The organism is Streptomyces sp. NPDC044033 (assembly GCF_056434425.1).
On sequence record NZ_JBWKFF010000006.1, the window covers coordinates 1 to 24409 of the forward strand.

The 24409-nt window shown below is 70.7% G+C and carries 18 protein-coding genes; 7 read left to right on the forward strand and 11 right to left on the reverse strand.

Annotation, left to right across the window (positions count from 1 at the left end):
• Positions 1 to 659: 659 nt before the first annotated feature.
• From AC07AB_RS13145 to AC07AB_RS13155, 3 genes are all read left to right on the forward strand, one after another.
• Entirely contained in the window at positions 660 to 1127 is a 468-nt protein-coding gene (locus AC07AB_RS13145; RefSeq protein ID WP_478564721.1) for a hypothetical protein, read from the forward strand.
• Positions 1128 to 1195: 68 nt separating this feature from the next.
• The gene (locus AC07AB_RS13150; protein ID WP_478564724.1) at positions 1196 to 2797 is read left to right on the forward strand and encodes a S1 family peptidase; all 1602 of its coding nucleotides are present in this window, start codon (positions 1196 to 1198) and stop codon (positions 2795 to 2797) included.
• A 493-nt stretch (positions 2798 to 3290) separates the two neighbouring features.
• On the forward strand, positions 3291 to 4886 hold the full coding sequence (locus AC07AB_RS13155; RefSeq protein WP_478564727.1) for a trypsin-like serine peptidase: 1596 nt from the start codon (positions 3291 to 3293) through the stop codon (positions 4884 to 4886).
• 116 nt (positions 4887 to 5002) lie between these two features.
• Here the strand turns inward: AC07AB_RS13155 and AC07AB_RS13160 are convergent, their stop codons facing one another.
• The gene (locus tag AC07AB_RS13160; RefSeq protein ID WP_478564730.1) at positions 5003 to 6187 is read right to left on the reverse strand and encodes an NAD-dependent formate dehydrogenase; all 1185 of its coding nucleotides are present in this window, start codon (positions 6185 to 6187) and stop codon (positions 5003 to 5005) included.
• Between the two features lie 153 nt (positions 6188 to 6340).
• On the reverse strand, positions 6341 to 7273 hold the full coding sequence (locus AC07AB_RS13165) for a LysR family transcriptional regulator (RefSeq protein WP_478564733.1): 933 nt from the start codon (positions 7271 to 7273) through the stop codon (positions 6341 to 6343).
• A 106-nt stretch (positions 7274 to 7379) separates the two neighbouring features.
• Between AC07AB_RS13165 and AC07AB_RS13170 the strand changes: the two genes are divergently transcribed.
• The gene (locus AC07AB_RS13170) at positions 7380 to 7541 is read left to right on the forward strand and encodes an Rmf/CrpP fold protein (protein WP_478564736.1); all 162 of its coding nucleotides are present in this window, start codon (positions 7380 to 7382) and stop codon (positions 7539 to 7541) included.
• Positions 7542 to 7551: 10 nt separating this feature from the next.
• Here AC07AB_RS13170 and AC07AB_RS13175 read toward each other — a convergent pair whose 3' ends face one another.
• Positions 7552 to 8010, reverse strand: a complete 459-nt coding sequence (locus AC07AB_RS13175; protein WP_478564739.1) for a RidA family protein — start codon at positions 8008 to 8010, stop codon at positions 7552 to 7554.
• Complete coding sequence (locus AC07AB_RS13180; RefSeq protein WP_478564742.1) at positions 8007 to 9206, reverse strand: acyl-CoA dehydrogenase family protein; 1200 nt, start codon at positions 9204 to 9206, stop codon at positions 8007 to 8009. Before AC07AB_RS13180 ends, AC07AB_RS13175 begins: the two co-directional genes overlap by 4 nt.
• 119 nt (positions 9207 to 9325) lie before the next feature.
• Between AC07AB_RS13180 and AC07AB_RS13185 the strand changes: the two genes are divergently transcribed.
• Positions 9326 to 10963 (forward strand): AMP-binding protein, encoded by a 1638-nt coding sequence (locus AC07AB_RS13185; protein ID WP_478564745.1) that lies wholly within the window; start codon positions 9326 to 9328, stop codon positions 10961 to 10963.
• Positions 10956 to 11783, forward strand: coding sequence for a PaaX family transcriptional regulator (locus AC07AB_RS13190; protein WP_478564748.1), 828 nt, complete (start codon positions 10956 to 10958; stop codon positions 11781 to 11783). Before AC07AB_RS13185 ends, AC07AB_RS13190 begins: the two co-directional genes overlap by 8 nt.
• Positions 11784 to 11982: 199 nt before the next feature.
• Here the strand turns inward: AC07AB_RS13190 and AC07AB_RS13195 are convergent, their stop codons facing one another.
• A complete protein-coding gene (locus tag AC07AB_RS13195; RefSeq protein WP_478564751.1) occupies positions 11983 to 14388 on the reverse strand; it encodes an oxidoreductase in 2406 nt (801 codons plus the stop codon).
• Positions 14373 to 15206, reverse strand: coding sequence for an enoyl-CoA hydratase family protein (locus AC07AB_RS13200; protein ID WP_478564754.1), 834 nt, complete (start codon positions 15204 to 15206; stop codon positions 14373 to 14375). The genes AC07AB_RS13195 and AC07AB_RS13200 overlap by 16 nt, the downstream gene beginning before the upstream one ends.
• 246 nt (positions 15207 to 15452) lie before the next feature.
• Here AC07AB_RS13200 and AC07AB_RS13205 point away from each other — a divergent pair, with 246 nt between their 5' ends.
• Entirely contained in the window at positions 15453 to 15878 is a 426-nt protein-coding gene (locus AC07AB_RS13205) for an ATP-binding protein (protein WP_478564757.1), read from the forward strand.
• On the opposite strand, the gene AC07AB_RS13210 is transcribed toward AC07AB_RS13205, so the two are convergent.
• The 5 genes from AC07AB_RS13210 to AC07AB_RS13230 form a co-directional block, all read right to left on the reverse strand.
• A complete protein-coding gene (locus AC07AB_RS13210; RefSeq protein ID WP_478564760.1) occupies positions 15856 to 17313 on the reverse strand; it encodes an amino acid permease in 1458 nt (485 codons plus the stop codon). The two genes, AC07AB_RS13205 and AC07AB_RS13210, sit on opposite strands and share 23 nt — an antisense overlap.
• Before the next feature lie 234 nt (positions 17314 to 17547).
• Entirely contained in the window at positions 17548 to 18567 is a 1020-nt protein-coding gene (gene argF / locus AC07AB_RS13215) for an ornithine carbamoyltransferase (protein ID WP_478564763.1), read from the reverse strand.
• Positions 18568 to 18683: 116 nt separating this feature from the next.
• Positions 18684 to 19907, reverse strand: a complete 1224-nt coding sequence (locus tag AC07AB_RS13220; protein ID WP_478564765.1) for an arginine deiminase — start codon at positions 19905 to 19907, stop codon at positions 18684 to 18686.
• Between the two features lie 305 nt (positions 19908 to 20212).
• On the reverse strand, positions 20213 to 22816 hold the full coding sequence (locus AC07AB_RS13225) for a polynucleotide kinase-phosphatase (protein ID WP_478564768.1): 2604 nt from the start codon (positions 22814 to 22816) through the stop codon (positions 20213 to 20215).
• Positions 22813 to 24384, reverse strand: a complete 1572-nt coding sequence (locus AC07AB_RS13230) for a 3' terminal RNA ribose 2'-O-methyltransferase Hen1 (RefSeq protein ID WP_478564771.1) — start codon at positions 24382 to 24384, stop codon at positions 22813 to 22815. Before AC07AB_RS13230 ends, AC07AB_RS13225 begins: the two co-directional genes overlap by 4 nt.
• Positions 24385 to 24409 lie beyond the last annotated feature (25 nt).

Genomic DNA, 24409 nt, shown 5'->3' on the forward strand with positions numbered 1-24409 from the left:
CACCTGTGCACGTGCGTTCGGCGGCGGGCCGGGGTCCGCAGCCTCGGCCGGCAGCGCGTGCGCCGCCGTCGTACCGAACACGGTCACAGCCAGCGGGAGAGCTGTGGCGGCGGAAAGTCTCAGGCGCAGACGTGGTGCGCGCAGCACACTCGGTAAAGGTCTCTTCACGGTTGATTCCCCTCAAAGAAGCACGGGATGATCCGTTGCCGAACGCACCCCCGCGCAACGGCACTTGCCGCAGCATGCCGCGCCTGATCGTATAGCGAAACAGAAGCCAAACGATCTTTGCGATGCATTTGCCCAAAGAGGCAGAGCCCTCCGCAGCCCGGCTTCCCCACGGGCCAATCTTCAGGAACTCTTCAGGAAGGACACTGCGTCCCCCACCGGACACAGGTCTGCGTCAACAGAATCCTCCTGGGATGGCATCCCGCCAAACCGGGCCTCGTCACACACCCGAGTTAGTGGTATCAATAGGTCGCCAAGTCGAGGCTGCCGTACTGCCAATGGGCCATACGCCCGTGCGGCGGAAGCCTCCGCCGCAGCCATCCCATTTTTCATTCGCCTGCGAGACACGTCCGCGCGCTGCTGCGGGTGTCCTCTTCGCTCCATCTATCACGAAGGACAAAGAATCGATGAGACCTACTTCTCGACTGCTCACCGTGGGCATCGTTCTCGGCACCATAGTGCTGGGCAGCTCCGCGACAGCGATCGCCGAGAGCACGGACTCTCCCCCATCGGCTGTGGAGGACTTCGACTACCCTCAGGCCGACAAGATCTTCAAGGAACGCGGCATCAAGCTCAAGCGCGGCGACGGGCACATCACGCTGACCACGTGCGACGGTCGACCCGGGCTCGTCGAAGTGTACGCACGAAGCACGGACCCTGCAGACACGTCCGGCAAACGTCACTTCTGCTTCCGCGTCACCGGGAAAGCAGGATACTTGAGCCTGGAGCTGCCCGCTGTGTACACGGCCAAGGGCAATGACTACGCAGTCGACCTCAACATGATCACGGCTGATTCTGAGAAATCCTTCAGCTTGGACAAGGACAAGTGGACCACGGTCGGAGAAGCCTCCGACCCCCAGGGACGCGATTTCACTCTGCTGGAGATCGTCGCCAAGAAGTGACGGCTACGCCAACTGCCATGGGCACCAAGTTGCACTCTAAATCCCAAAGAAATAGTCAAGGAAGACACATGTCTGGCAAGGCAGCACGCTCTGGGTGGGCGACAGGTTTTCTCGCGACCGGCATCATCGCCGGACTGTTAACCAGTACGCAGGCACACGCCGTGGTCGGCGACGAGGTCAGGGACGGTCAGTACGCGTTCACCGCGAGACTCGATATCGGCGATGGCAAGCGCAGTTGTTCGGGGGCGCTGGTCGAGAGTCAGTGGGTGCTCACCGCCTCCCGGTGCTTCGCGGATGCCCCGGAACAGGGTTTTCAGATTCCCGGGGGCGCACCGAAGGACAAGACGGTCGTCACCGTCGGCCGTACGGACCTCACGAGCACGACCGGCACCGTGGTCGACGCGGTCGAGCTCGTACCGCGCGGTGATCGCGACCTCGTGATGGTCAAACTGGCCAAACCCGTCACGGGCATCGCCCCCATCGCCGTGGGGACGGCCGCGCCCGGCAAGGGCGAGGCGTTGCGTGTCGCCGGCTACGGCCGTACCAAGGAAGACTGGGCGCCCGACCGACTGCACTCCGCCGCGTTCGAGGTGGGCTCGGTCAAGGACACCGCCATCGGTCTCGCCGGCAAGACCGCGGCCACGGCAAGTGTCTGCAAGGGGGACACCGGCGGGCCGGCGTTCCGGGAGGACGGTGGGCGGCTCGAACTGGTCGCCGTCAATTCCACTGCCTGGCAGGGGGGTTGCTTCGGCAGCGATGAGACGGAGACGCGTACGGACGCCGTCGACACCCGCGTGGACGACGTCGCGGACTGGGTCCAGTCGGTCTCCTCGCGCACGCTGCTGCCGCGGGCGGACTGGAAAAAGGCGGACTACCTGGTCTCGGGATACTTCACGGGCGGCTCGGCCGGCGGCAAGCGGCACATGGACATGGTCGTCCGCTGGTCGGATGGTTCGGTCACCCTTTATCAGGGCGCCGATCACAAGGACCCGAAGTACCCGTTCTCGACGCAGTACCAGCTCGCGCAGGCCGGAAGTACCTGGCAGTACGCGCAGGCGATCACCGGGGGCAGTTTCACTGGCAGTGGCAGTGACGGGCTGGTGGTGCGCTGGGTCGATGGAGAGGTGACGGAGTACACCCACGTCGACCGGGACGGATTCCACGGAGAGAAGACGCTGTTCCCCGAGCGCAAGGACAATCCGTACTGGAAGAACGCCCGCCTCATCCCCGTCGGGGACTTCACCGGCGACGGACGCCGCGACGACCTGCTCGCTCTCTGGGAGAACGGCTCGGTGTCGATGTACGCCGACATCGACGGCCAGGGTCTGCAGGGCTGGACCCAGCTGCGGAACGCGGACAAGAACTGGACCCAGGCCGCACAGATCAGCTCGGGCGAGTTCACTGGCAAGAAAACCGACGACCTCCTCATCAGCTGGAACAACGGCAACACCGCCCTCTTCCCCGGCCTCGACACCCACGGCTTCCACGGCAGCACCGACATCAGTCCCGCCGGATCGGACTGGAAGTACGCTCGGGCGCTCACGGTCGGCGCCTTCGCCGCCAACACCCGCCCGAACGACGTCCTGGTGCGATGGGTGGACGGCGAACTCAGCTACTACCCGGGCGTCGACGGCACCGGAACCCACAGTGAAATCCAACTCGCCCGCTGACACGCCATGTTCCAGCCGGGCCGACCACCACGAGCAGTGTCCGGCCCGGCATTGGCATGCGGTTCCCGACCACGCGCGCGACCGGGAGGCGGCATCCCGTAACAGCATCCTCCCGCGCCCTGTTGACGCGTGCTGACACCCTGTCTTGAACGGAGCTCCTTCCTTGCGCCTGTTACGCACGCGCCGCTTCTCGGCCGTGGCCTCTGCCTGTGGTGCTCTTCTCGTCATTTGTGGCAGCACCGCTGCCGCCTCGGCATCACCGTCCGAAGGACGTCGACCGGAGGCAGGGCCGGCAGCGGCCGATGCAGTTTCGCTGCCGCACCCGACGCCGGCCGCCTCGCAAGGATCGCGCCGTAGCTCCTCCACGTCCGACACCAGAGCCGAGAACGGCGAAGGCTGGTCGTCCGCGGACGCACTGCGGTTCTGGACCCCGGCACGCATCGCCTCCGCCACCGACCCGTCCGGGCGCGTTCCGGCGCCTCGCAGAGGCGGCGTGCTCAACCTCAAGGGTGCTCCCCTTCCCGGAGCGCCGGCCCCCGGCCCATTCCTCGGTATCAAGTCCGTCGGCATGCTCTTCGCCGTCGACAAGAGCATGCGAGCCCACTACTGCTCGGCGAGCGCCATACAGAGCGACAACCGCAGCCTCATCCTGACGGCAGGGCACTGCGTGGACTCCAAGGCGGTGTTCGTGCCCGAATACGACGCTCAGAAGTCCCTGTCGGACCAGCCGTACGGGGTCTGGCCGGTCAGCGAGTGGTTCGTCGACAGTCGGTATGAGAGGAACACCAAAAAGCCGGAATCTGACCTTGATTTCGCCTTCGCTCGTGTGGCGCCGAACGGCGGCATGAGCCTCCAGGACGCAGTGGGAGGCAACACACTTGCGCGCACCGAGCAGTACGACAACGACGTCAGCATCGTCGGCTATCCCACGGTCAGCCACAACCCGCAGGACGTTCCGGTCGAATGTTCCGCGCGGACGGAAGCACTGCCCGGCTTCCACCAGATGCGGATCGATTGCGCGGGCATGTGGGCCGGCGTCTCGGGCGGCCCTTGGTTCTCCGGAATCGACCAGGCGACCGGGACGGGGGAGATCATCGGGAACGTGGGCGGGTATAACGGCGGCGGCCTCGATGTGCCGTCCAGCGACCCGATGTACAACCGGATCTCCTACAGCCCCATGCACGGGGAGCGGTTCTTCCAGCTCTACGACGACGCCGAACACTCCCGCCACACCGACCTCGGCGCTTACCATCAACCCGAGGTGCCGCTTCCGCTGGGGAGTTCGGGCAAGTGGCAGAAGTCCGCGCTGATGGCCTCCGGGAACTTCACCGGCACTGGTTACAGCGATGCGATCGTGGCAGACGCCGATGGGTCGGTCATCCTCTACCAGGCTGCCCGCAAGAGGGAACCCAAGTACCCCTTCTCAGCCGAGTACAAGCTCGCCGACACGGGGAGCGTTTGGAAGTACGCGCGGGCAATCACTGGCGGCAGATTCGCCGACAACGGCAGTGACGGGCTGGTGGTGCGCTGGGTCGATGGAGAGGTGACGGAGTACACCCACATCGACCGAGACGGGTTCCATGGGGAGAAGACGCTGTTCCCCGAGCGCAAGGACAATCCGTACTGGAAGAACGCCCGCCTCATCACCGTCGGGGACTTCACCGGCGACGGACGCCGCGACGACCTGCTCGCCCTCTGGGAGAACGGCTCAGTGTCGATGTACGCCGACATCGGCAACAAGGGACTACAAGGCTGGACCCAGCTACGGAACGCGGACAAGAACTGGACCCAAGCCGCGCAGATCGGCTCCGGTGAGTTCACTGGGAAGAAAACCGACGACCTACTGATCAGCTGGAACAACGGCGACACCGCCATCTTCCCCGGCATCGACACCCACGGCTTCCACGGCAGCACCGACATCAGGCCGACGGGCTCGGCGTGGCGGAACGCGCAGTTGCTCACGGTCGGGGCCCTCGCCGCAGAGGAGCGGCCCGACGACATTCTCGTGCGGTGGAACGACGGCAAACTCAGCTACTACCCGGGCGTCGACGACAGCGGAACCCACGGCGAAATACAACTCGTGGGCTGACACGGGGGCGCGGGGAGCGCGAGGTTCAGTGCTCGGCTGCTTACGCGCGCAGCACAGCGGGCCGGGTGGCTGGTGTGCCGTCCGGCCCGTTCTGCCTGCGAGAGGGGTGGTGAGAGTTACGCGCTGACGCCCGGGGCCGTGCCGCTGCCGGCCGTGTACGAGGCCGCGCCGGTGCCTGCCAGGCTGCCGCCGTCGACGATGAGGTATTCGTCGCGGATCGGGCGCTCGGCCAGGAAGTCCTCCAGGATCTCGCGGGTGCCGGCGGCGTACCGGGCCTGGGCGGAGAGCGTGGTGCCGGAGACGTGCGGGGTCATGCCGTTGTGGGGGGCGGTGCGCCAGGGGTGGTCGGCGGGGGCGGGCTGCGGGTACCAGACGTCGCCCGCGTACCCGCCCAGCTGGCCGGAGTTGAGGGCGGCGGTCACCGCGTCCTGGTCGACGATCTGGGCGCGGGCGGTGTTGATGATGTACGAGCCGCGCTTCATGCTGCCGATGAGCTCCTCGTCGAAGAGGCGCTCGGTCTCGGCGTGCAGCGGGCAGTGGATGGAGACCACGTCGACGGCGCGGGACAGCGACCGCGCGTCGGGGTGGTAGGTCAGCCCCAGCTCCTCCTCGGTCTCGCGCGGCAGCCGGCGCTTGTCGGTGTAGTGCAGGTTGACGTCGAAGGGCGCGAGGCGGCGCAGGACCGCGACGCCGATCCGGCCGGCGGCGATGACGCCGACGTTCATGCCCTCCAGGTCATAGGCGTTGGCCACGCAGTCGGCGATGTTCCAGCCGCCCTCGGCCGCCCACTTGTGGGAGGGGAGGTAGTTGCGGACCAGGGCGAGGATCTGCATCACCGCGTGTTCGGCGACGCTGATGCTGTTGCTGTACGTCACCTCGGCCACGGTCATGCCGCGCTCGATGGCCGCGTCGAGGTCCACGTGGTCCGAGCCGATGCCCGCGGTGATGGCGAGCTTGAGGTTGGGGGCCTTGGCGATGCGCGCCTCGGAGAGGTAGGCGGGCCAGAAGGGCTGGGAGATGACGACATCGGCGTCGGGGAGTTCGCGCTCAAGCTCCGAGTCCGGGCCTTCCTTGTCGGAGGTGACGACCAGGGTGTGGCCGCGCTCTTCGAGGAACGTGCGGAGGCCGAGTTCGCCCGAGACGCTGCCGAGCAGTTCGCCGGGGGTGAAGTCCACGGCGTCGGGGGTGGGCGCGGTCTGTCCGCCGGGGTAGCCGTTCACGGTGGGAATGTCGTCGCGAGCGTACTTCGGCGGGAAGCCGTCCACCGGGTCCGGGTACAGAACACACACGATCTTGGCCATCATTACTCCTGTGAAAGCAGTCGGACGTTTCTCCGGCGATTTGCCGAATTCCGAACTGCTTCCACCCTGGCCCCATTCCGAAGTAGCGTCAAAGAGGCATTTTGGAATGCCTGATAAGTTCCGCCTATCAGGGCCGGGAAGGGATATGGAGGATCAGGGCGCCGTCAGGGAGTCCGTCGGCAGGCGTTCCAGCATCGCCGCCACATCCGTCCGCCGCGCCAGCTCCGCCAGTGCGCGGGCCATCACCGACCCCGGCTCCCGAGTCGTGGTCACCAGCCCCATCGGCGCGGTGCGGTCCGGCTCCACCAGCGGCAGCGCCCGCATCCCGCGCGGCACGCCGAAGACGTGCAGCCAGGCGTACGGCACGACGCCGACCCAGCGACCCGTCCTGACGTGGGCGAACAGGGACGCCACCGAATCGGTCTCCACCTCCGGCTCGGCCCGGGCCCCCGCCGCCTCGAAGATCTCGTCGAGGACGCGGCGGCCCTGCATGGTGCCGACCAGCAGACACAGCGGCAGCCGGGCCGCCTCCGCCCAGGTCGCGCTCCGGGCCCCGGGGCGGCCTATGGCCGTACCGGTCAGCAGTACATAACGCTCGCGATAAAGCGGCACCACCTGGAATTTCTCCGAAATTCCGGCGCGCAGGTAAGTGATTCCGGCATCGATCTCGAAATCCTGGACCTTACGGAGCACGTCCTCCGATTTCAGGTCGGAGAGAACACGCACACTCGCCAGCGGGTGTTCCGTGCAGAACGGCTCCGTGAGCAGCGATACGGCCGTCGAGGCGGTCGGCACCGAGCCGACGCGCAGCTGTCCGCTGAGGCCCGTACGCAGGGCGTCGACCTCGTCGGTGAGGGCGTCGCGGTCGGCGAGGATGCGCTGCGCCCACAGGACGATGCGTTCGCCCTCGGGCGTGAGGCTCTCGAACTTCCGGCCCCGGCGGACGAGGGGCACGCCGAGTTCGTCCTCCAGCTTCCGTACGGCCTCGGAAAGGGCCGGCTGGGAGACGTAGCACGCTTGCGCGGCGCGGGCGAAGTGTCGCTCGCGCGACAGCGCCACCAGATATTCGAGTTGGCGAAACAGCACCTTCTTGGTCTACCCGATCTTCAGGGGAGACGCCAAACTCGTATACGACACCGGACGGATCGGATCAGGCCGGCCCGGTCGGGCCGGAATCGTGAGGCAGGGCTCAATGGCGGCACGCGGCGAATTGGTGGCAGCGCTCAAGGAGGGGCGGCTGGCCCACGAGCTGGGCGAGTCCGGCGCGGACTGCCCGTATCCGGCCGGCGATCCCCGGCGGGCGGCCTGGCTGCGCGGCTTCGCCGCCGCCCGCTCGGAAAGCGAGGGGAAGTGACCCGCGGCGCTCACGGCAGGACCGCTATGCCGTCCAGCTCCACCATCGCCTGCTCGTCCCAGAGCCTCGCCGCCCCGATGACGGCCATCGCCGGATAGTCGCCACCGGCCAGCCTCCGCCACGCTCGGCCGAGTTCGGGCGCGTGCGCGCGGTAGTCGGCCACGTCCGTGGCGTAGACCGTGACGCGAGCGAGCTGGTCGGGCCGCCCGCCCGCCGCGCGCAGGGCCGCGAGGAGATTGGCCAGCGCCTGCTCGAACTGCGTCACCAACCCGCCGTTGACGACCTTGCCGTCCCCGTCCAGGGCCGTCTGCCCGGCCAGGAAGACGAGGCGGCCGCCGGTGGCGGTCACGGCGTGCGTGAACCCGGTGGGCGGGGACAGCTCCGCCGGGTTGATCCGCACCAGTCCCGGCTCGGCGGCGGACACGCCAGCGCCGTCATTCGCGCCGGTCACGGCAGTCTCGTCGTTCATCGGTCCTCTCCTCCTCGCGGTACAGGGGCAGGGCCGGGGGCGCCCGCGGATGCGTCGGCACCCGGCCGCCCCCGGTACAGCTCCTTGGCGATGATCGTCCGCTGGACCTCGCTCGCCCCCTCGTAGATGCGCGGCGCGCGCACCTCGCGGTAGAGGTGTTCCAGCAGATGGCCGCGGCGCAGCGCCCGCGCGCCGTGGAGTTGGACGGCCGCGTCCACGACGTACTGGGCCGTCTCGGTGGCCAGCAGCTTGGCCATGGCGGAGCTGGCCGCGACGCCGGGCGCCCCCGCGTCGTACGCCGCCGCGGCCGCGTACACCAGCAGCCGCGCGGCTTCCGTGCGGGTGGCCATCTCGGCGAGCTGGTGGGAGACCGCCTGGAGGTCCTTGAGCGGGCCGCCGAACGCCTGCCGCTCCCCCGCGTGGCGCACCGCCGCGTCGAACGCGGCCTGTGCCATGCCGACCGCGAACGCGCCGACGCTGGGCCGGAAGAGGTTGAGCGTGCGCATGGCGACGCGGAAGCCGTCGTCGGCCTCGCCGAGCAGGTCGTCGCGGGTGACCGGGACGACGTCGAAGGCGAGGGTGCCGATGGGGTGGGGGCTGAGCATGTCGAGCGGCGCGCCGGTCAGGCCCGGGCGGTCGGCGGGGACGAGGAAGGCGGAGACGCCGCGGGCCCCCGCGCCCGGGGTCGTACGGGCGAAGACGGTGGAGAAGTCGGCCTCGGGGGCGTTGGAGATCCAGCACTTCTCGCCGGTCAGCCGCCACTGTCCGGGGCCGTCCGGGTCGGCGCGCAGGGCCAGGGCGGCGGCATCGGAGCCGGCGTCGGGCTCGCTCAGCGCGAAGGCCGCGACCGCGCGGCCCGCGACGACCTCGGGCAGCCAGCGGGCTCGCTGTTCAGCGGTCCCGGAGAGGACGACAGGGTACGCGCCGAGGCCCTGGAGGGCGAGGGCCGTCTCGGCCTCCGTGCACTCGGCGGCGAGCGATTCGCGCAACAGGCAGAGGTCCATGGCGCGTACGGGGCCGTCGGCAGGGAATACCCGGGCCAGTAGCCCCAGCTCGCCGAGGGCCGCGACGAGCGGCCGGTTGACGCGGCCGGGCGCGCCGCCGGACGCGAGCGGATGGAGCTGTTCCGCTGCGAGGGCGCGCAGTTCGGCGCACCACTGCCGCTGGTGTGGCTCCAGCGCGAACGGGGTGGTCACCGGGCGCCTCCTTTATCGCGGTCTGTTGACTGTCGTCACCAAGACGTTACGCTGACATTGGATCGTCGCTGCCTGCAAGACCCCCACTTCCCTTTTCGGCGCGAGGGGGCGCATGCGTCATGGAGCTCAGTCCTTCGGCCCACGTCGACACCTTTCCGCGCGATCACCTGCCACCCGCCGACGAGTGGCCGGTACTGCTCCATGAGCCGCCCGTGCCGCGCTACCCCGAACGGCTCAACTGCGGCGCCGAGCTCCTCGACGCCACCGTGCGGCGGCTGGGGCCGGACGCCGGGCGCCCGGCCATGCTGGACGGGGCGGGCGGCGTCTGGTCGTACGACGAGCTGCGCGGCCACGTCGACCGGATAGCGCACACCCTCACCCTCGATCTCGGGGTGGTCCCCGGCAACCGGGTCCTGCTGCGCGGGCCCACCTCGCCGTGGCTGGCGGCCTGCTGGCTCGCGGTGATGAAGGCGGGCGCGGTGGCCGTCACGGTGCTGGCCGCGCAGCGCTCCACCGAACTGGCGACGATCTGCGAGATCGCCCGCATACGGCACGCGCTGTGCGACGCCGGCTGCCTCGACGATCTCGTACGGGCGGACGTGCCGGGGCTGCGCGTCACGGCGTTCGGCGGCGAGAGCCCCGATGACCTGCTGCGGCTGGCCGACGGCAAGCCCGCGTCGTACGAACCGGTGGCGACCGCCGCCGACGACGTGGCGCTGATCGCCTTCACCTCCGGGACGACGGGCCGCCCCAAGGGCTGTATGCACTTCCACCGCGATGTGCTGGCCATCGCCGACACGTTCTCGGCGCATGTGCTGCGGCCGCGGCGGACCGACGTGTTCGCGGGCAGCCCCCCGCTGGGGTTCACCTTCGGGCTGGGCGGACTGGTGATCTTCCCGCTGCGGGTGGGCGCCTGCGCGCTCCTCGCGGACCGGGCCGGCCCCGAGGGGCTGCTCGCCAACATCGAGAAACACCGGGTCTCCGTGCTGTTCACCGCGCCCACCGCCTACCGCGCGATGCTCGGCAAGCTCGGCTCGTACGACACGTCGTCGCTGCGCCGGTGCGTGTCCGCCGGGGAGAACCTGCCGGCCGCCCTGTGGCGCGACTGGCACCGGGCCACCGGCCTGCGCGTCATCAACGGCATCGGGGCGACCGAGATGCTGCACATCTTCATCTCAGCCGCCGACGAGTCCGTCCGGCCGGGTACGACGGGCGTCGCGGTGCCCGGTTTCCAGGCGCGGGTCGTCGGCACGGACGGGCACCCGGTGGCGGACGGCGCGCCGGGGCTGCTCGCGGTGCGCGGGCCCACGGGCTGCCGCTATCTGTCGGACGAGCGGCAGCGCGGGTACGTACAGGGCGGCTGGAACCTCACGGGCGACACCTACGTACGCGAGCCCGACGGCTACTTCCGCTATGTGGCGCGCGCCGACGACATGATCATCTCGGCCGGGTACAACATCGCGGGCCCCGAGGTCGAGGACGCGCTGTCGCTCCATCCCGATGTGGCCGAGGTGGCGGTGGTGGGGCGGCCGGACGAGGAGCGGGGGGAGATCGTCGTCGCCCATGTGGTGCTCCGGCAGGGCGTGGCGGGCACCGCGGAGACCGTCGCCGCGCTCCGCGAGTTCACCAAGAAGGAGATCGCGCCCTTCAAGTGTCCCCGCGAGATCGTGTTCGTCGAGGCGCTCCCCCGCACGCCGACCGGCAAGCTCCAGCGCTTCCGGCTGCGCGGCGGCGCTTTACAGTTTCCCCGTGACTGACCAGCACGCTCCCCGTTCCCTCATCGTCACGTTCTACGGCGCGTACGGGCGCGGGGACGCCCACTCCCCCGCCGGCCCGGTACCCGTCGCCGCCCTCATCCGGCTGCTGGGCGCCGTGGGCGTGGACCCGCCCTCGGTGCGGTCGGCGGTCTCCCGGCTGAAGCGGCGCGGGCTCCTCGTCGCGGACCGCACGGAGGGCGGGGCGGCCGGCTACGCACTCTCCCCCGACGCCCGGCAGCTGCTCGACGACGGCGATCGGCGCATCTACACGCGGCCCTCGGCGCGCTGCGGCGACGGCTGGCTGCTCGCGGTCTTCTCGGTCCCCGAGGAGGAGCGGAACAAGCGGCACCTGCTGCGCTCACGGCTGGCCGGGCTGGGGTTCGGCACGGCGGCGCCGGGGGTGTGGATCGCTCCGGCGCACGTTCACGACGAGACGCGGCACACCTTGGAGCGGCTGGGGCTCGCCGGCTATGTGGACCTCTTCCGAGGCGAGCACGCCGGGTTCGAGCCGACGGCCGCGGCGGTCGCGCGGTGGTGGGATCTGGCCGGGCTGGCCAAGCGGCACCAGGCTTTTCTGGACGCGCACGAGCCGGTGCTGGGCCGCTGGGCGCGCCGCCGGGTCGTGCCGCCCGCGGACGCCTACCGCGACTATCTGCTGGCGCTGGACTCCTGGCGGCAGCTGCCCTACGCGGACCCGGGGCTGCCGCCCGCGCTGCTGCCGCCGGACTGGCCGGGCGCGCGGGCGGCCGAGGTGTTCGGCGCGCTGCACCGCAAGCTGCGGGACGCGGGCGCGGTGTACGCGGCGCGGTGGTCTTCGTGACGGGCCGGCTCGCTGACGGACCAGCCTACTGACAGGTCTGCTTGTTGACAGGCCGGCTTGCTGACGGATCGGCCTACTGACGGGCCGGCTTGCTGACGGATCGTCTCCCTGACAGGCCGACTTGCTGACGGATCGTCTCCCTGACAGGCCGACTTGCTGACGGATCGTCTCCCTGACAGGTCGTCTTACTGACAGCCCGTCACACCCCCAAGGTCAGGCGGGGTTTGGGGCCGTCCGTGCGGCCCGTCGGAGGTGTGCGGCTGCCGGCCCGGTACGGCAGGGGCCAAGGCGCGCCGGGGCCCGTATAGGACTGGTCGGCTGCGGCGTGCAGGGTCCACTGCGGGTCGTAGAGGTGCGGGCGGGCCAGCGCGCAGAGGTCGGCGCGGCCCGCCAGGATCAAGGAGTTGACGTCGTCCCAGGAGGAGATGGCGCCCACCGCGACGACCGGTACGCCGAGCGTGTTGCGGATCCGGTCGGCGAACGGCGTCTGGTACGAGCGGCCGAAGTCCGGGGCCTCGTCGGAGACCACCTGGCCGGTGGAGACGTCGATGGCGTCGGCGCCGTGGGCCGCGAAGGCGCGGGCGGTCTCGATGGCGTCGGCGCCGGTGTTGCCGCCCTGCGCCCAGTCGGTCGCGGAGATGCGCACGGTCATCGGCTTCTCGGCCGGCCACACGGCCCGTACGGCGTCGAACACTTCGAGGGGGTAGCGCAGCCGGGCCGCGAGGTCTCCGCCGTAGGCGTCGGTGCGCCGGTTGGTGAGCGGGGAGAGGAAGGAGGAGAGCAGATAGCCGTGCGCGCAGTGGAGTTCGAGGAGGTCGAACCCGGCGCGGTCGGCGGCTTCGGCGGACCGTGTGAACTGGTCGCGTATCGCGGCGAGTCCGGCGTCGTCGAGCGCGTGCGGGGTCTGGTTGACTCCGGGGCGGTACGGCAGCGGCGAGGGGGCGGCCAGCGGCCAGTTGCCGTCCGGCAGGGGCTGGTCGATGCCGTCCCACATGAGGCGGGTGGAGCCCTTGCGGCCGGAGTGGCCTATCTGAGCGCCGATGGCGGTGCCGGGCGCGCTCGTGTGCACGAAGTCGGTGACGCGCCGCCAGGCCCGCTCGTGCTCGGGCGCGTACAGACCGGCGCAGCCGGGGGTGATGCGGCCCCGCTCGCTGACGCAGATCATCTCGGTCATGACCAGGCCCGCGCCGCCGAGGGCGCGCGCGCCGAGGTGGACGAGGTGGAAGTCGCCGGGCTCGCCGTTCTCGGCGCTGTACATGTCCATCGGCGAGACGACGACGCGGTTGCGCAGGGTCAGTCCGCGCAGGGTCAGGGGCGTGAACATGGGGGGCGTGCCGGGCGGTACGGCCGCCTCGCGCTCGACGGAGGCGACGAACTCCGCGTCGCGCAGCCGCAGATTGTCATGGGTGACGCGACGGCTGCGGGTGAGGAGGTTGAAGGCGAACTGCCGGGGCGGCTGGGCGGCGTAGACCGCGAGATCCTCGAACCATTCGAGGCTGGCGCGGGCAGCCCGCTGGGTGGACAGCACGACGGCGCGGCGCTCGGCCTCGTACGCGGCGAGCGCCTCGGCGACGGTGGGCCGCTCGGTGAGGCAGGCGGCGAGCGCGAGGGCGTCCTCGACGGCGAGCTTGGTGCCGGAGCCGATGGAGAAGTGGGCGGTGTGCGCGGCATCGCCGATCAGGACGGTGTTGCCGTGCGACCAGTGCTCGTTGACGACGGTGCGGAAGGCGGTCCAGCTGGAGTTGTTGCCGCGCAGCGGCCGGCCGTCGAGGGCGTCGGCGAAGAGCTTGGAGCACTGGTCGATGGAGCCCTGCTCGTCGCAGCGGTCGAGGCCGGCGGCGCGCCAGACCTCTTCGCGCATCTCGACGATGACGGTGGAGGCGCCGAGGCCGTGCTGCGGCCCGGAGGGCCCGGTTGCGGGGCGATGGGCGCCGGTGGGCGCCGTTGCCGGGCGGTGTTCGGGTGACGGTTGGGCGTAGGGGTAGCCGTGCAGCTGGATGATGCCGTGTTCGGTCTCGGCGGTCTCGAAGCGGAAGGCGTCGAAGGCGAAGTCGGCGGCGAGCCAGATGTAGCGGCAGCGGTGCGTGGTGATGCGCGGCCGGAAGGCGTCGCGGTGGGCGTCGCGCGTGAGGCTGTGCACCCCGTCGGCCGCGATGACCAGGTCGTACGAGCGGGCCAGCACGGCGGCGGGCGGGGCCTCGGTCCGGAACCGCAGCTCGACGCCGAGCGAGGCGCACCGCTCGTGCAGGATCTCCAGGAGCCGGCGGCGGCCGAGGGCGGCGAAGCCGTGGCCGCCGGAGCGCTGCACGGTGCCGCGGTGGACCACGTCGATGTCGTCCCAGCGCACGAACGCGTCGCTGAGCGCGCGGTAGACGACGGGGTCGGCGTGTTCGATGCCGCCGAGCGTCTCGTCGGAGAGGACGACGCCGAAGCCGAAGGTGTCGTCGGGGGCGTTGCGCTCCCAGACGGTGATCTCGCGCCGGGGGTCGAGGCGTTTGAGGAGGGCGGCGGCGTAGAGGCCGCCGGGGCCGCCGCCGATGACCGCGATCCGTGTGGCCGCCGACGCTTCCCCCGTTCCCGCCGCGGGCGTCACCGCCCCTGCCATTTCGGCGGGCGCTTCTCGGTGAACGCGGCGTGGAACTCGGCGTAGTCGCCGCTGTTCATCAGCAGCGCCTGGGTCGCCGCGTCCATCTCGACGGCGGCGGACAGCGGCATGTCGAGTTCGGCGGTGAGCAGCGCCTTGGTCTGCGCGTAGGCGAGGGCGGGGCCCTCGGCGAGGCGGCGGGCGAGCGCGGCGGCCGCGGCGGGGGCCTGCCCCTCGTCCACCAGCTCGCTGATCAGGCCGATCCGCTCGGCCTCCGGGGCGCGCACCGGCTCGCCGAGCATCAGCAGCCGGGTCGCGTGCCCGAGGCCGACGACGCGCGGCAGCAGATAGGCGGCGCCCATGTCACCGCCGGACAGCCCGACGCGGGTGAACAGGAACGCGAAGCGGGCCGAGGGGTCGGCGACCCGGAAGTCCGCGGCCAGGGCGAGGACCGCGCCCGCGCCCGCGGCGACGCCGTGCACCGCGGCGACCACGGGGAAGGGGCATTCGCGCAGAGCCCGTACGACCTGCCCGGTCATCCGGTTGAAGTCGAGGAGCTCACCGGTGTCCATGGCCAGGGTGGCGCCGATGATGTCGTCGACGTCGCCGCCGGAGCAGAAGCCGCGGCCCTCGCCGCCGAGCACGAGGGTCCGTACGGAACCGTCGCGGGCCAGCTCCGGGAGGAGGTCGCGCAGGTCGGCGTAGGCGCCGAAGGTGAGGGCGTTGAGTTTCTCGGGGCGGGCGAAAGTGACGGTCGCGACGCCGTTGTCGAGGGTGAGGCGGAGGTTCCGCCATTCCTCGGCCTGGGTGCGGTGCGCGGACCCGGTGAACGGACTCATGGAGCACGGCCTCCTTCAGCCGGACGGCTGGTGCTGCCTGCCTTCCGAAGTTATCACCGAAGCATGACTGTCGTCACGAGTGCGCTATATCGCTGCGGGACAGTCGACCGAAGGCCGCCGAACGGCGGGGCCGGTATCAGGGGAGCCGGAAGTCCCGCGAACCGTGGACCGGGGACTCTGACACCACGATCACCCATTTCGTACTGTTGAAGTCGGAAAGAGTCCTTCTACGAACGGACCGATACGTTGCCCGACACCGCCCGCTCGGCCTTCTGGCGCATCTTCCTGCCGCACACCACGGCCGCCGTGCCGATCGCGCGCGCCCTGATCCGCAGTGCGCTCACGGACATCGAGGCGGCGGCGGACAGCGATACGGCGGAGCTGCTCACGGCGGAGCTGGTGGCCAACGCGGTGGAGCACACGGTCGGCGACGACCCGATAGAGCTGGTGGTGGAGCTGCTGGAGACCGGCTGCCAGGTCGAGGTGCACGATCGCGACCCGGCCCCGGTGGGCGGCCTGGACAGCCGCGGCCCCGCACCGTCGCCGTCCCCGGACAGCCTCGACGAGCACGGCCGGGGCCTGCTGCTGATCCGTACGCTGAGCGCGGCGTCCGGCTACCGCGCCACGGAACACGGCAAGGCCGTCTGGTTCACTCTCCGCTCGGCGTGCTGACGCCTGCCAGGACCCTGCCGCCGGAGTCATCCCCCTTGGCGCCGATGCGCGAGCGGGGACGCCCGTAGAGGACGTACACGAGCGCGCCGACCGCCAGGAAGGCGGCGAACTGCGCCCAGGTCGCCGGCCCCGTCCCGTACATCAGATACAGGCAGAAGCCGACGCCGAGGACCGGCGTGAGCGGGAAGAGCCGGGCCCGGAAGGGCCGCGGCAGATCGGGGCGCGTGCGGCGCAGCGCGACGACGGCGACGTTGACCACCGCCATGACGGCGAGGGTGCCGATGGTGGTCAGGTTCAGCACCACGTCCAGCGGTACGAACGCGGCGGGCACCGCGAAGACCGCCGCGACGATCCAGGTGCCCGCGACGGGCGTCGAGGTCTTCGGGGAGATGCGCTCGAAGACGCGCGGGATCAGGCCGTCCCGGGACATGGACATGAGGATGCGGGTCTGCCCGTACATCACGGCCAGCACCACGGAGGCGATGGCGACGACCGCGCCGAAGGCGATGATGCCGCCGCCGAGGGTCGAGCCGGTGACCTGGTTGACGATGAGCGAGAGGGCCGCGGGCCGGTCGGCCACGGCGTCGGCGGACATCGCGCCGACCGCGGCGAAGGCGACCAGGCAGTAGAGCAGCGTGACGACGCCGATGCAGATCATGATCGCCAGCGGGATGGTGCGCCGCGGGTTCTTGACCTCCTCGCCGGCCGTGGTGATCGCGTCGAAGCCGATGTACGAGAAGAACGCGACCGAGGCGCCGGAGGTGACCCCGGCGATGCCGTGGGAGGCGAAGGGCGAGAGGTGGCCGGCCTTGAAGGCGGTGAACGCGATGGCACAGAAGAGGATGAGGACGGCGATCTTCAGCACGGCCATGAACGCGGTGGCCCGCGCGCTCTCCCGCACCCCGCGCACCAGCAGTGTCGCCGCGAGCAGCATCACCACGACGGCGGGGAGGTTGATGACGCCGCCCTCGCCGGGGGCGTTGGACAGGGCTGCGGGCAGTTGGTGGCCGATGAGTCCGGCGAGCAGCTCGTTCAGATACTGGCCCCATCCGACCGCGACGGCCGAGACCGAGACGCCGTACTCCAGCAGCAGGCACCAGCCGATAAGGAAGGCCGCGCCCTCGCCGAGCGTCGCGTAGGCGTACGAGTAGGAGGAGCCCGAGACGGGGATCGCGCCGCCCAGCTCCGCGAAGGAGAAGGCGGTGAAGACACAGGTCACGGCGGCGATCACAAAGGAGACGGCGGCGGCCGGGCCCGCCTGGGCGACCGTGTCGGAGAGGCCGACGAAGATGCCGGTGCCGACGATCGCGCCGACGCCGAAGCACACGAGCTGGAAGAGGCCCATGGTGCGTTTGAGGCCATGCCCTTCGAGGTCCGCGCCGGACTCGGCGATGAGCAGATCGGGGGACTTGACGCGCAGTCCGGACGGGGGCATGGGGTGGTTCTCTTCTCTGGTCGTGCACAAGCGGGTGGGGTCCGGGCGCGTATGCCCGGACCCCACCGAATAAGTGAATAGTAGCCGAAAACTATGCATGATCGCCCATTCGGGCGTATGGCTATGCGGTCGCCTTGGGTGTTGTGGACTGTCGTGGCTGTTGTGGACTGCCGTGACTGTCGTGCCCCTGCGGCGATACGGCCACGGGGTTGCCATGGGGCCGCCATGAGGCCGCTATGGGGTTGCTATGCCCTCGCGGCCCAGCGTCGCGACCAGCACGGCCTTGATGGTGTGCATGCGGTTCTCGGCCTCGTCGAAGACGACGGAGTGCGCCGACTCGAAGACCTCGTCGGTGACCTCCAGGGAGGTCAGCCCGTGCTGCTCGTAGATCTCCCGGCCGACCGCGGTGCCGAGGTCGTGGAAGGCGGGCAGGCAGTGCAGGAACTTCACATCGGGGTTGCCGGTGGCGCGCAGCACGTCCATGGTCACGGAGTACCCGGAGAGCAGCTTGATCCGCTCCTCCCAGACCTCCTTGGGCTCGCCCATCGACACCCAGACGTCGGTGGCGACGAAGTCCGCGCCGCGCACGCCCTCGGCGACGTCCTCGGTGAGCGTGACGCGCGCGCCGGAACCCTCGGCCAGCCGCCGCGCCTCGGCCACGACCTCGCCCGCCGGCCACATCCGCCGCGGCGCGACGATCCGTACGTCCATGCCGAGCAGCGCCCCCGTGACGAGGTAGGAGTTGCCCATGTTGTAGCGGGCGTCACCGAGATAGGCGAACGCGACCTGCTCCAGCGGCTTCGCGGCGTGCTCGACGACTGTGAGCACGTCGGCCAGCATCTGGGTGGGGTGCCACTCGTCGGTGAGCCCGTTGAAGACGGGGACGCCCGCGTACCGCCCCAGCTCCTCGACGACCTCCTGGCCGCTCCCCCGGTACTCGATCCCATCGAACATCCGGCCCAGCACGCGCGCCGTGTCCTTCACCGACTCCTTGTGCCCGATCTGCGAACCGGCCGGGTCGAGGTAGGTCGTGGACGCGCCCTGGTCGGCGGCGGCCACCTCGAAGGCGCAGCGGGTGCGGGTGGAGGTCTTCTCGAAGATCAGGGCGATGTTCCTGCCGCAGAGCCGCTGCTCCTCGGTGCCCGCGCGCTTGGCGGCCTTGAGCCGCGCGGCCAGGTCGACCAGGCCGTGGAACTCCTCGGCGGTGAAGTCCAGCTCCTTGAGGAAGTGGCGGCCCGTGAGATCTATCGCCATGGGGTGGGCTCCTCGGTCACGACTACAGGGAATTACGGAAGTGTATACGACGCTCCGCATATGGATACGGCGCGGCTGACGTGGGGACGACTGGGCCGGACCCTTCGGGCGGCGGGCTATACAGGGTCTCTCTCCACCGGGCAGCTCATACAGCGGGGGCCGCCCCTCCCCCGGCCCAGCTCGCTGCCGGGGATCGTGATCACCTCGATGCCGTGTTTGCGCAGAAACGTGTTGGTGGTCGCGTTCCGCTCGTAGGCGACCACCACACCCGGCTCTATGGCCAGCACATTGCAGCCGTCGTCCCACTGCTCGCGCTCCGCCGCGTGCACGTCCTGCGTCGCCGTCAGCACCCGGATCGAGTCCAGGCCGAGCGCCGCCGCGATGGCGCGGTGCATATGGCCCGGCGGATGGTCGGTGACCTTGAGGTCGCGCTCGCCGGAGCCCGGTTCGATCGTGTAGGAGCGGAGCATCCCGAGCCCCGCGTACTGCGTGAAGGTGTCGCCGTCCACCATCGTCATCACGGTGTCCAGGTGCATGAACGCCCGCCCCTTGGGCATGTCCAGGGCCACGATCGTACGGGCCGACCCCGCCGCGAAGAGCCCGCGCGCCAGCATCTCCACGGCCTGCGGGGTGGTCCGCTCGCTCATCCCGATGAGTACCGCCCCATCGCCGATGACCAGCACGTCGCCGCCCTCGATGGTCGAGGGGTAGGCTGCCTGCCCCTCCGACCAGACATGGAAATCGGCGCTCGCGAAGAGCGGGTGGTGGCGGTAGACGGCCTCGTAGTGCACCGTCTCGTGCCAGCGGGCGGGCCAGCGCATCGCGTTGATGGAGACCCCGTCGTAGACCCAGGCCGAGGCGTCGCGGGTGAAGAGGTGGTTGGGCAGCGGATTGAGCAGGAAGTCGTCCAGCTCCATCGCGTGGAACCGTACGGACACCGGCTCGGCGTACCCGGTCAGGAACTCCCGCTTCGTCATCCCGCCGACCAGCGCCTCGGCCAGCTCGGGCACCGACAGCTCGTCGAAGGCGGCGCGCAGCGGCCCGGTGGCGAGCGGCCCGTACTCCTTCTCGTCGAAGACCCGGTCCAGTACGAGCGCACGGGCGGCCGGCACCGCGAGGCTCTCGGCGAGGAGGTCCTGGAAGAGGTGCACCTCGACGCCGCGGTCGCGCAGCACGTCGGCGAAGCCGTCGTGCTCGGCGCGGGCACGGCGCACCCACAGGACGTCGTCGAAGAGCAGGGCGTCCTTGTTGGACGGAGTGAGGCGCTTCAGCTCCAGGTCGGGGCGGTGCAGGATGACGCGGCGCAGCCGCCCGGCCTCGGAGTCGACATGGAATCCCATGCGCCCATCCTGGCCCGAACCGGCCGTGATCACTCGGTGCACGACGCGCCGGGCTCGGGAGCGGGGGTGGCGGCCCGGCGGCCGCCTGCCTCGGAACAGGGCGCGGAGCCGGGCGCGGGCCCTGTGCTCTGCGCCCTGCGCCCGGCTGCCCCCGGCCGAGACCGGGCGGGGGCAGCTCGAAAGCGTCGGTACCGCGGGAGCCGTGAGATCCGCCGGAACCGTCGGCGCCGTGGGATCCGTGGGATCCGTGGGAACCCTGGGCGCCATGAGGTCCGTCAGATCCATCAGAGGCGGGGGCGGCTCCGTCAGAGGCGGGGGTCGACCGGCTCCGATTCCAGGGCCAGTACCGCGAACACCGCCTCGTGCACCCGCCACAGCGGTTCGCCGTCCGCCATCCGGTCCAGCGCCTCCAGACCGAGCGCGTACTCCCGCAGGGCGAGCGATCGCTTGTGCCCCAGATGCCGTGCGCGCAGCCGGACCAGGTTCTCCGGGCGTGTGTACTCCGGTCCGTAGACGATGCGCAGGTACTCACGGCCACGGCACTTGACGCCGGGCTGGTTGAGCCTGCCGTCCGCCCGGCGCAGATACGCCTGGAGCGGCTTGACGACCATGCCCTCGCCGCCCGCCGCGGTCAGGTCGAGCCACCACCGCACACCGGCGGCGACCGACGCCTCGTCCTCCATGTCGACGACGAGCCGGCGGGTACGGGTGAGCAGCCCGCCGGAGCTCCGCCCGTCCTGGTCGACGAGGCGGTCCAGCCACGCCAGCTGCTCGTCGTGCGGCACCGCGGCGAGGCTGCGGCCCTCGGCGGCCAGGATCTGGAACGGTGCGAGCCGCACGTCGGCCAGGCTCTCGACCGGCCAGCAGTAGCGGCGGTACGCCTCGGTGAAGGCCGCCGCGTCGGCGGCCCGCTCGCGCTGTAGATCGAGGAGGCCGGACACGTCCACGCCGCGCGCCGCCGCCGACTCCAGGGCCGCCAGCGCGCCCGGGAAGACGGCGCGGGAGGCGGCGCCGACGGCCGCGTACTGGTTGCGGAGCAGCCCGCCGGACTTGAGGGACCACGGCATCAGCTCCGCGTCGAACAGCAGCCAGCCGGTGGCCAGCTCCTCCCACAGACCCGCCCCGTCGACGGCGCTCCGCAGCCGCGCGAGGACCGCCTCGGTCTGCGCCGGGTCGTTGAAGAACGGCCGGCCGGTGCGCGTGTGCAGCGCCCCCGTCACTCCGTCGCCCGCTCCGAAGCGCTCCCGCGCGACGTCCTGGTCGCGGCAGAGCAGGACCACCGCCCGCGACCCCATGTGCTTCTCCTCGCACACCACGTGGCGCACGCCGTCCGCGCGGTAACCGGCGAAGGCTTCCACCGGGTGCTCCAGATAGCCGTCCTCCTTCGAGGTCGCGCAGGGCGCCATGGTCGGCGGAAGGTAGGCGAGCAGCCGCGGGTCGATCGCGAAGCGGCTCATGACCTCCAGCGCGGCGGCGGCGTTCTCCTCCTTCACCGCTATCCGGCCCATGTGCCGGGTCTCCACGGCCCGCCGGCCGGCGACGTCGGCGAGGTCGAGCGGCCGGCCGTCGGCGCCGCCGGGCGCCTCGGACGTGAGCGGCCGGGCCGGCTCGTACCAGACCCGCTCGGCCGGGACGTCGACCAGTTCGCGCTCGGGCCAGCGCAGGGCGGTCATCTTGCCGCCGAAGACGGCGCCGGTGTCGAGGCAGATGGTGTTGTTGATCCAGGAGGTGTTCGGTACGGGCGTGTGGCCGTAGACGACGGCGGCGCGGCCCCGGTACTCCTCCGCCCACGGGTAGCGCACGGGCAGGCCGAACTCGTCGGTCTCCCCGGTCGTGTCCCCGTACAGGGCGTGCGAGCGGACCCGGCCGGAGGTGCGGCCGTGGTACTTCTCGGGCAGCCCGGCGTGGCAGACGACGAGGCTCCCGCCGTCGAGCACGTAGTGGCTCACAAGCGACTCGATGAAGTCGCGGGCCGCCGCGACGAAGGCCCCGTCCTCATCGTCCTCCTTCTCCAGCTGCTCGATGGTCTCGGCGAGCCCGTGCGTGTGCTGGACGTTGCGGCCCTTCAGATAGCGGCTGAGCTTGTTCTCGTGGTTGCCGGGCACGCACAGCGCGTGGCCGGCGGCGACCATGCCCATGACGAGGCGGAGCACGCCGGGGCTGTCCGGGCCGCGGTCCACGAGGTCGCCGACGAAGACGGCCGTGCGGCCGTCGGGGTGCGCGGCGTCCACCGGCCGGCCCGCGCCGTCGCGCTCGACGGCGTACCCGAGCTTGGCGAGCAGGGTCTCCAGCTCGGAGCGGCAGCCGTGGATGTCTCCGATGATGTCGAACGGGCCGGTGCGGTGCCGCAGGTCGTTGTAGCGCCGCTCCAGGCTGATTTCGGCGGCCTCCGCCTGCTCCACGCCGCGCAGGACGTGCACCTTGCGGAACCCCTCGCGCTCCAAGTGGCGCAGGGAACGGCGCAGTTCGCGCTGGTGGCGCTGGATGACATGGCCGGATAGGCCGGCCCGGTCGGGGCGCGCCGCGTTGCGCTCCGCGCAGACCTGTTCGGGCATGTCGAGGACGATCGCCACCGGCAGCACGTCGTGTTCACGGGCCAGCCGCACGAGCTGCTTGCGGCTCTCCGCCTGGACGCTGGTGGCGTCGATGACGGTGAGCCGGCCGGCCGCGAGCCGTTTGCCCGCGATGTAGTGCAGGACGTCGAAGGCGTCCCGGCTGGCGCCCTGGTCGTTCTCGTCGTCGCTGACCAGACCGCGGCAGAAGTCCGAGGAGATGATCTCGGTGGGCTTGAAGTGACGTGCCGCGAAGGTGGATTTGCCGGAGCCGGTGGCGCCGACGAGGACCACGAGGGAGAGGTCGGGCACGGCGAGAGTGCGCTTGTCGTCAGCGACGGTGTCGATGCCGGTCATGCTGCCTTCTCCTCCTTCTTGGTCTCGTTCTTCACGGTCTCGCCCTTCGCGGACTCGTTCTTCGCGGTGTCGTTCTTCCGCGCGGATCCGTTCGCGCGTACGGTCTCGTTCTTCCGTACGGTCTCGTCCCGCGCGTTCATGGTGAACACGGCCAGCTGGGTCGGCGGACCGACCTCCGGGTCGTCGGGTCCCACCGGACGGAACTCCACTGCGTAGCCGTGCCGTTCGGCCACGCCCTCGGCCCACGCGCGGAACTCCGCGCGCGTCCACTCGAAGCGGTGGTCGCTGTGGCGCACATGCCCGGCGGGCAGGCTCTCCCAGCGCACGTTGTATTCGACATTGGGCGTGCTGACCAGCACGGTCCCCGGCCTGGCCGCACCGAAGACGGCGTACTCCAGCGCGGGCAGCCGCGGCAGGTCGAGGTGCTCGATCACTTCGCTGAGCACCGCCGCGTCGTACCCCTTGAGCCTGCTGTCGGTATAGGCGAGGGAACCCTGCAACAGCTGCACCCGGGCGGCCTGCCGCTCGGACATCCGGTCCAGCCGGAGCCGCCGCGCGGCTTCCTTCAGCGCCCGCATCGAGACGTCGACGCCGACGACGTCGGTGAACCGGGCGTCCTTGAGGAGCGCGCCCACCAACTGGCCCTGCCCGCAGCCGAGGTCGAGCACCCGCGCCGCCTTGGCCGCACGCAGCTCCCCGAGGATCGCCTCGCGCCGCTGCACGGCCAGTGGTACGGGCGTGCCCTCGGTGTCGCTCTCCTCGTCCACGGCGTTGTCGAGCTCTTCCGCCTCGCTGCCGTCGGCCTCGGCGAGCCGGGCGAGTTCGAGGCGGTCGAGCGCGTCCCGGGTCAGCGCCTCGCGCCGGGCGAGATAGCGGCTGGTGATGAGGTGTTGCTCGGGGTGGTTCTCCAGCCAGCCCTCGCCGGAGCGCAGCAGCTTGTCGACCTCGTCGGGCGAGACCCAGTAGTGCTTGGCGTCGTCGAGCACCGGCAGCAGCACGTACAGCTGGCGCAGCGCGTCGGCCAGCCGCAACTCGCCCTCCAGCACGAGCCGTACGTACCGCGAGTCGCCCCACTCGGGGAACTGCTCGTCCAACACCACCGGCTCCGCCGTCACCGCCCAGCCGAGCGGCTCGAACAGCCGGGTCACCAGGGCGCCGGTGCCGCGTGCGGGCAGCGCGGGCACCTCGATGCGCAGCGGCAGCGGCCGTCCGGGCAGCTCGGGACGGGCCTGGCACTGGCCCTTGAGGGCGCTGGAGAACACTGCGCTGAGCGCCACGGCGAGCAGCGAAGAGGCCGCGTACGGACGGTCGTTGACGTACTGCGCGAGCGCCGAGTCGGCCCCGCCGTCGCGCCCCTTGCCCCGGCCTCGCCGCACCAGCGCCACAGCGTCCACCTCCAGCAGCAGCGCCGCCGTGCAGCGCTCCGCCGTCGCCTCGGGGTAGAGGACGTGTGCGGTGCCGTGCGAGGTGGAGAAGCGCTGCGCCTTGTCGGGATGCTTGTGCAGCAGGAATCCGAGGTCGGTGGCGGGGCGCTCTGGGCTGCCGGTAGTGGTGATTGTCAGGAACACATGTACCAGTATCCCCCTCTTCAAC